The sequence below is a fragment of the Rubrimonas sp. genome (assembly GCF_036788415.1).
GTDB lineage: Bacteria > Pseudomonadota > Alphaproteobacteria > Rhodobacterales > Rhodobacteraceae > Rubrimonas.
The window spans coordinates 1-7,175 of sequence record NZ_DAIQNN010000115.1 but is presented as its reverse complement, the minus strand read 5'-3'; the positions used below and the strand labels follow the sequence as shown (position 1 = coordinate 7,175).

The following is a 7,175-nucleotide window of genomic DNA, read 5'->3' as shown; positions in this document are numbered from 1 at the left end:
CGCGGCGGAGACCGGCGGCGAGCGCCTCGTCGGCGACGCGGGCGACGACACCTATCTCGTGTGGTTCGACGAGGGCGAGGTGATCGTCGACGAGCGCGGCTTCGGGGCTCTGCAGGGCGCAGCCGACTGGCTGGGCGACAGGATCCCCGGCCTCGACCAGATCCTGCCGACGGGCGGCGGCGACGACGTCATCGAGATCCGCCGCTACGGGATCGTCGACATCGACGCCTTCGACTTCACCCTGACCCGCGAGGCGAGCGACCTCGTGATCGGCTTCGAGGACAGCTTCTTCGGCGACGAGATCGGCTCGGTGCGGGTGGTCGGCATGGATACGACAGCGGGGCGGGTCGAGACGCTGCGGCTCGTGAACGGCTCCGAGAGCTTCCACTTCGACATCGCGGCGGCCTTCGACGCGGCGGCCCTCGGCGACGTCGAGCTCGCCGACTTCGCGCTGACCTCCTATGCCGGCGCCGCCCGGCAGGGCCGCGACGCGCTCGACATGCTCGACGACGCGGTGGGAACGATGGGGCTGTTCGCGAACGCCGGCAACAGCGTCTCCAAGCTTCTGAGCGACGGCGCGGCGGCGGCGACCCATGCGATCGGGCTCGACGTTCCGACCGACCATCTGCTCTACGCGTGAGCCGCGCATCTCAACCGTTGCCGCCGCGTTCGCGCGGCGGCATCTTGCATGGCGAATGCGGCGCGACGGCGGAGCGGATCGACATGGACGGCCCCCCTCCCCGGACGCCGCGCCCGCGCGCAGGGCTTCTCGCCGGCCTCGCCGAAGACGACTGGTCCGCCCTCGCCGCACTCGGGCGGCGCAAGCGGTTCGCGGCGCGCCAGACCATCTTCCATAAAGGCGATCCGGGCGAGGCGATGCTGCTGATCCTCTCGGGCTGCGCGCGGATCTCCATCGCCTCCGAGGACGGGCGCGAAGCGACGCTCAACTTCGTCGAACCGGGAGAGATGCTCGGCGAGATCGCCGTGCTCGACGGGCGTCCGCGCTCCGCCGACGCCGTCGCCGCCGCGCCTGTCGAGGCGCTGGTCATCGACCGCGCGGCGTTGCGCCTCACGATGGAGGAGCGCCCCGGCGTCGCCGCAGCGGTGATCGAGGTGCTGTGCGCGCGGCTGCGGCGCAGCAGCTGGCAGGTGGAGGCGATGGCCTTGCGCGATCTGCCGGGCCGCCTCGCCCTCCTTCTGATCGGCCTCGCGGAAGAGCGCGGCGCCGCGCCTTCGGCGGACGACCCGGAAGCGCTGCGCATCCCCCGCCCGCCCTCTCAGGGCGACATGGCCCGGCTGATCGGCGCGTCGCGCGAAGGCGTCAACCGTCAGCTGCGCGCATGGGCGCGCGCGGGGCTGATCGCGTGCCCCAAGGGCGCGATCGTGCTGCGCGACCCGGCGGCTCTGCGCGCCCTCGCCCGCTGACGCGCCTCAATAGCCGGTCATCTCGAGATAGCCCTCGCCGGGATGCGTGCCGGTCATGATCACCGGCCCCTCCCAATAGGACACGGTCAGCGCATTCCAGGCGCGGGGATTGAGCGCTGCGACCTCGATTTCGACGCCGCGGCCGGCGATCTCGACGCGCCAGCGCACCGGCGTCTCGCGGCCCGCGACGTCGGCCCAGTCGAGCGGCGTGAAGGCGATGTCGGCGCGGGCGATCTGCGCCGTCGCGCCGTCCGCGCCGATCCAGGTTCCCGAGAAGGTGTCGCCGTCCGCCTGCCGGATGCGGTAGAGCATCGCCTTGTCGCCGTCGTCGAAGCTCAGCGAGAACCAGTCCCAGCCGGTCTGCGTCTCGTCGAGCGGCTGGCTGCTCCACTCGCGGTCGAGCCAGGCGCGGCCTTCGACCTGCGTCTCCTCCCCATCGAGCGTCACGCTGCCGCGCACGCGGTAGAAGGGTTGCGAGTAGTAGTAGGACGCCTGACCGCGCTCGGACTTCAGGCTGAAGCCTTCCTCGCCATGCAGCACGAGCGGCCCTTCCGCCGCCATGTCGAGCGCGAAAGCGAAGCTCGCGCCGCGCGCGCGCATCGAGAGCCGGTCGTAGAGGTCGCCCGGTCCGGGCGCGCCCTCGAGCGCCCAGTCGTCGATCCAGGCGCGGAAGGGCGGCGCGGTCACGCCGGCCTGCCCGATCCCCCCGCGCGCGAAACGCTCCTCGGCGCGGTGAGTCTCGGCGGTGGTGATCGCGGCGTGCGCGAACCAGAGCTGCGGGCTGTCCCATCCCGCGCCGAGATCGGTGTCGCCGGGCTCGAAGGCGGTCCGGAACAGGGTCCACTGAACGCCCAGGCGCGTCCCGTCGGCGGCGCGCAGATTGGCGGTGACATACCACCATTCGATCCGGAAGCCCGGATGGGCGAGGTGGTCGCGCGGAAAGTCGAGCGCCGCGCCGGGGACGACCTGCGCGAACTCCGCCGCCTCCGCGCCCATTCCGGCGAAGCCCTGCGCGCGCGCGCCGGGGCCTGCGAGCGCCGCGGCGGCGGCCCCGGCCAGCAGGCGGCGCCGCGTCAGGCTCGTCTCAGCGCTCATTGGCGAAAGCTCCCAGCAGCTGCGTCGGCGCGATGCGCGCCAGTCTCAGGATCGGCGGGACGGAAGCGACCGCCGCGGTGACCAGCGCCAGAAGGGTGAGTTGCGCCCATTGGCCGGGGAACACCGCGAAGGGCAGCCGCCAGCCGAAGGCCTGCACATTGACCACCGCCACCAGCACCCAGGCGAGCCCCACCCCCAGCGGGATCGCGCAAAGCGCGGTGAGGAAGGCGAGCGCCAGCGTGCGCCCCAGCTCCATCGTCGCCAGCTTGCGCCGCGTCAGCCCCATCGCCCAGAGCGGGGCGAGCTGCGGCAGCCGCATCGCGCCGAGCGTGGCGAGGCTCGTCAGCAACGCGACCCCCGCCACCCCCAGCGTCAGCGCGTTCAGCGCGTTGGTGACCGCGAAGGTCTTGTCGAAGATGTCGAGCGAGAAGCCCTTCACCATGCCCTGATCGACCATCTCGATCTCGGCGAGCGCGGGGTCGGCCCGCAGCGCGGTCAGAACCGCCTCCGTGCGCCCTGGCGTCACGCGCAGCGCGTAGGAGCCCGCCTCCGCCTCGGGGAACCGCGCCACCAGCGCGTCGTGCAAGACGACCGCCTGCCCTTTGGGATTGCCGTAATCGGGATGAACGCCGACCACCTCGAGCCGCCACGGCCCCTGCGGCGTCGGGACCTCCAGCGCGTCGCCGAGCCGCAACTTAAGCCGCCGCGCGAGCTGTTCGGAGACCAGCGCGCCCTCGCCCCGCGCGTAAGTCTCCCACATCTCGGGCGCGGCCTCGATCACCGGCCAGGCGTCGCGATAGGTCGCGTGGTCGACATGGCCGAGCAGCTCGGACGGCCAGCCATTCAGCCGCAAGTCGACGTTGCGGGCGGGCAGGATCGCGGTCACGTCGGCGATGTCGCCCACCCGCGCCTCGAAGACCCGCCGCTCCTCCGCATCGAGCCGGCGGACGTAGATTTCGGCGGCCAGCCGGTTCTCCAGCCAGCCGGTGAAGGCCTCGCGGAAGCCGCCGACCATCGTTCCGACGCCGATATTGGCCGCGAGCGCCAGCATCAGCGCCATCAGCGCCAGCGACAGCCCCGACAGCGCCTGCCGTCCGTCGGCGAACAGCCACCGCGTCAGCGGCCCCTTCGCCCGCTCCGCGCCCCAGCCGAGGACCGCCGACAGCACGCCCGGCAGCAGCAGCGCAGCGCCGAGCAGCAGCGCGCCGAGGATGAAGAAGCCCGCGAGCAGCCCGTCGCCCGCGCGCCCGACCATCGCCGCGAGCGCCATCAGCGCGACGCCGCCCCAGGCCTGGAGCCGGATGCGCTTGCGATGCGCGCCGAACCACGCGAAGGGCTGCGCCGGCGCCAGCACCGGCAGCCGCGCCGCCTGCCACAGGCTGACCCCGGCGGCGGCCAACGCGCCGAGCAGGCTCATCCCGAGCCCCGACAGCCACCAGGCGGGATCGAGCCGCAGCGCGCCGCCGACCGGCGCGCCGTAGAGGCCGCGCAGGCTCGCCGCCACGTCCGGCAAAAGGGCCGCCGCGATCACATAGCCGCCGATCATGCCCGCGACCCCCGCCGCCATCGCGAAGGCGACAAGTTCGGCCAGCAGCGCGCCGGCCAGCGCCGAGGCGGAGACACCGCAGGCGCGCAGCGTGCGCAGCGTCGGCAGCCGCTGCTCGAAGGCCAGCCCGATGGCGGCGTGGGCGATGAACAGCCCCACCACGAAGGCGAGCAGGCCGAAGGCGGTGAGGTTGAGGTGAAAACTGTCGGTGAGCCGCGACAGATCCTCGCCCGCCGGGTCGGCCTGCACGCTGAGCCCGGTTCCGGCGAGCGCCGCGGCATCCGGCGCGCGCCCCGCCGGCGCGATCAGCCGCGAGAGCGCGCCGGGGCGGTCGAGCAGACGCTGCGCCGCGCCGACATCCATCACCAGCGTCGCCGGCGCGACGCCGTCGCGCGCGCGCAGCGGCGGAACCGCCTCGCCGGTCGCAGCGACCGGCGCGTCCTCATAGAGCGCCTCGAACTCGGCCAGCGTGTCGGGGGAGACCAGCGCCGCGCGCGGACGGCCCAGCAGGACGCCGGCGTCGCCGCCCTCCGCCGCCCCGATGCCCGCCAGCGCCCCGCTCGCCGGCAAGGTGACCGGGTCGAGTCCGACCACGCGCCACAGCCGCTCGCCGACGCGCACGCGGCCCTCCAGCACGGGCGAGACCGTCCAGCCCTGCAACCGCAGATCGACATAGAGGCCCTGGTCGAACGTCCCGCCTTCGGGCCGCGCGACGCTGACCGTCTGCGCGCCGCCGAGCAGCGCCGCCGCCTCGGCGTAGCTCTGCCGAGCCTGCGCGTTGAGGCCCTGCACGCCGCTCCAGAGCGCGGTCGCAAGTGCGAGCCCGACGAACAGCGCGGCGAATTGCAGGGGCTTGCGCCGCCAGTGGCTCGCCAGCGTCGCCAGCGTCCAGCGCAGGACCTGCCAGCGCCCGTTCATTCCAGCCGCCCCGCATGCAGCCGCAGCACCCGGTCCATCGCGCCGGCGACATGTGCGCTGTGGGTCGCCATCAGGAAGGCGCAGCCGGTCTCGCCCGCCAGATCGCGCGCCAGCGCGATCACCTCCTCCGCGGTGGCTTCGTCGAGCGCGCCGGTCGGCTCGTCTGCGAGCGCCAGCACGGGGCGCACCGCGAGCGCCCGCCCGATGGCCACGCGCTGCTGCTGCCCGCCCGAAAGCTGCTCGGGATAGCGGTCCATCAGCTGCGCCACGCCCAGCCGCTCGGCCAGACGCGCCGTCCAGTCCGGATCGTGGCGGCCGGCGATGCGCGCCTGGAAGGCGAGATTGTCGGCGACCGTCAGCGAGGGCACGAGGTTGAACTGCTGGAACACGATCCCAATCCGGTCGCGCCGCAGCGCCGCGCGCCCGGCGTCGTCGAGCGCAGTCACTTCGGCGTTTCCGACGTGGATCGTCCCGCCGTCGGCGGCGTCGAGGCCGGCGGCCAGATGCAGCAACGTGCTTTTGCCCGAGCCCGACTCGCCCATCAGCGCCACCCGCTCGCCGGCGGCGACGCTCAAGGTAACCCCGTCGAGCACGGTGATCGGGCCTTGCGGCGTGTCGTACTGCTTGCGCAGGTCGCGGATGGTCAGCATGGCTCGCCCGGTGCAGGGAGTGACGCGTGGATCATAGGGCGCGCGCCCTGGCGGCCCATGGCCGGCGCGCGAATTCAGCCGAGCTGCGCGAAACTCCGGCTCGGCGCGTCGAAGACGTGCAGCCGCCCCGCGCCGATGTCCATCCACGCGCCGTGCAGCGTCACGAGGCCCTTGTCGACCGCCTCGCGCACGAAGGGGAAGGTTTCGAGATTGCGCAGCGAGGTCAGCACCGCCTCGAATTCCAGCGCGCGCTGGCGGTCGGCGCGCTCGGGATTGGCCGCCGCGACGCGCGCATGTCCCGGGCGCAGAATCTCCATCCAGCGGCCGACGAAGCTGGTGTCGGCTTCCAGATGCGGCGCGCGCCCCTCGCAGATGTCGCAGCAGGCGGCGACGCCCCCGCAATCGGAATGGCCGACCACGACCACATGCGCGACGCGCAGCGCGGTGATCGCGTATTCGACCGCAGCCGATGAGCCGTGATGGGAATGGTCCGGCGTGAACGGCGGGATGAGGGCCGCGACGTTGCGCAGCACGAACAGGTCCCCGGGCTCCGCGCCGAACAGCCCGACCGCGTCGATGCGGCTGTCGCAGCAGGAGACGATCATCGCGCGCGGGCGCTGGCCGCCTTCCGCGAGCCGCGCATACCACGCCTTGTCCTGCTCGAAGCGCAGGGCGCGCCACGCGCGATAGCGCTCGACGAGATAGGGCGGCAGGGCGTCGGCTTTGCGCGGCATGATCGGGCCTCCGGCGTCCCGGCTAGCGCGGGCGGGGGGCTTTGTCGAGACGCGACGGCCGCGCGCCGCTCGAGCGATTGAATTTCCCCCACCCTCGGCGTAATCCGCCCCCGAGCGACAGGCCCGACCGCCGGAGGACGCAGTGCGCAATTATCTCGATTTCGAGAAAGGCCTCGCCGAGCTCGAAGGCAAGGCGGCGGAGCTGCGCGCCATGGCCGCGCGCAACCCCGAGACCGACGTCGCCGAGGAAGCCGCCAAGCTCGACGAGAAGGCGCGCAAGCTGCTGACCGACCTCTACGCGGGCCTAGATCCATGGTCGAAATGCCAGGTCGCCCGCCATGCCGACCGCCCGCACGCGCTGGCCTATGTCGAGGCGCTGTTCACCGAATTCACGCCGCTGTCAGGCGACCGCGGCTTCGCCGAGGATCACGCCGTGATCGGCGGCCTCGCCCGCTTCGAGGACCGACCGGTGGTCGTGATCGGCCACGAGAAGGGCCGCGACACGAAAAGCCGCCTGCACCGCAATTTCGGCATGGCCCGCCCCGAGGGCTACCGCAAGGCGATCCGGCTGATGGATTTGGCCGACCGCTTCGGCCTGCCGGTGATCACCCTGATCGACACGCCCGGCGCCTATCCCGGCAAGGGCGCGGAGGAGCGCGGACAGGCCGAGGCGATCGCGCGCAGCACCGAGAAATGCCTTCAGATCGGCGTTCCGCTCGTCTCGGTCGTGATCGGCGAGGGCGGGTCGGGCGGCGCGGTCGCCTTCGCCACCGCCAACCGCGTCGCGATGCTCGAGCACAGCGTCTA

At 72.9% G+C, this 7,175-nt stretch carries 7 protein-coding genes; 3 read left to right on the top strand and 4 right to left on the bottom strand.

Annotation, left to right across the window (positions count from 1 at the left end):
- The coding region (locus tag V7Q31_RS16220) for a hypothetical protein (RefSeq protein ID WP_333834900.1) at nucleotides 1-640 on the top strand (640 nt) is incomplete at its 5' end.
- A gap of 83 nt (nucleotides 641-723) precedes the next feature.
- Nucleotides 724-1,425, top strand: coding sequence for a Crp/Fnr family transcriptional regulator (locus V7Q31_RS16215; protein WP_333834899.1), 702 nt, complete (start codon nucleotides 724-726; stop codon nucleotides 1,423-1,425).
- Nucleotides 1,426-1,431: 6 nt separating this feature from the next.
- Here the strand turns inward: V7Q31_RS16215 and V7Q31_RS16210 are convergent, their stop codons facing one another.
- From V7Q31_RS16210 to V7Q31_RS16195, 4 genes are all read right to left on the bottom strand, one after another.
- Nucleotides 1,432-2,520: a lipocalin-like domain-containing protein gene (locus tag V7Q31_RS16210; protein ID WP_333834898.1), complete on the bottom strand. Its 1,089-nt coding sequence runs from the start codon at nucleotides 2,518-2,520 to the stop codon at nucleotides 1,432-1,434.
- A complete protein-coding gene (locus V7Q31_RS16205) occupies nucleotides 2,510-4,984 on the bottom strand; it encodes an ABC transporter permease (RefSeq protein ID WP_333834897.1) in 2,475 nt (824 codons plus the stop codon). The genes V7Q31_RS16210 and V7Q31_RS16205 overlap by 11 nt, the downstream gene beginning before the upstream one ends.
- On the bottom strand, nucleotides 4,981-5,634 hold the full coding sequence (locus V7Q31_RS16200; protein WP_333834896.1) for an ABC transporter ATP-binding protein: 654 nt from the start codon (nucleotides 5,632-5,634) through the stop codon (nucleotides 4,981-4,983). Before V7Q31_RS16200 ends, V7Q31_RS16205 begins: the two co-directional genes overlap by 4 nt.
- Before the next feature lie 74 nt (nucleotides 5,635-5,708).
- Entirely contained in the window at nucleotides 5,709-6,368 is a 660-nt protein-coding gene (locus V7Q31_RS16195) for a carbonic anhydrase (RefSeq protein ID WP_333834895.1), read from the bottom strand.
- Between the two features lie 142 nt (nucleotides 6,369-6,510).
- Between V7Q31_RS16195 and V7Q31_RS16190 the strand changes: the two genes are divergently transcribed.
- A partial coding sequence (locus V7Q31_RS16190; protein ID WP_333834894.1) for a carboxyl transferase domain-containing protein occupies nucleotides 6,511-7,175 on the top strand: 665 nt, incomplete at its 3' end.

Excerpts from the sequence above, each read along its gene's own strand:
- V7Q31_RS16215 (WP_333834899.1), top strand. The coding sequence starts at position 724 with ATGGACGGCCCCCCTCCCCGGACGCCGCGCCCGCGCGCAGGGCTTCTC.
- V7Q31_RS16210 (WP_333834898.1), bottom strand. The coding sequence starts at position 2,520 with ATGAGCGCTGAGACGAGCCTGACGCGGCGCCGCCTGCTGGCCGGGGCC.
- V7Q31_RS16205 (WP_333834897.1), bottom strand. The coding sequence starts at position 4,984 with ATGAACGGGCGCTGGCAGGTCCTGCGCTGGACGCTGGCGACGCTGGCG.
- V7Q31_RS16200 (WP_333834896.1), bottom strand. The coding sequence starts at position 5,634 with ATGCTGACCATCCGCGACCTGCGCAAGCAGTACGACACGCCGCAAGGC.
- V7Q31_RS16195 (WP_333834895.1), bottom strand. The coding sequence starts at position 6,368 with ATGCCGCGCAAAGCCGACGCCCTGCCGCCCTATCTCGTCGAGCGCTAT.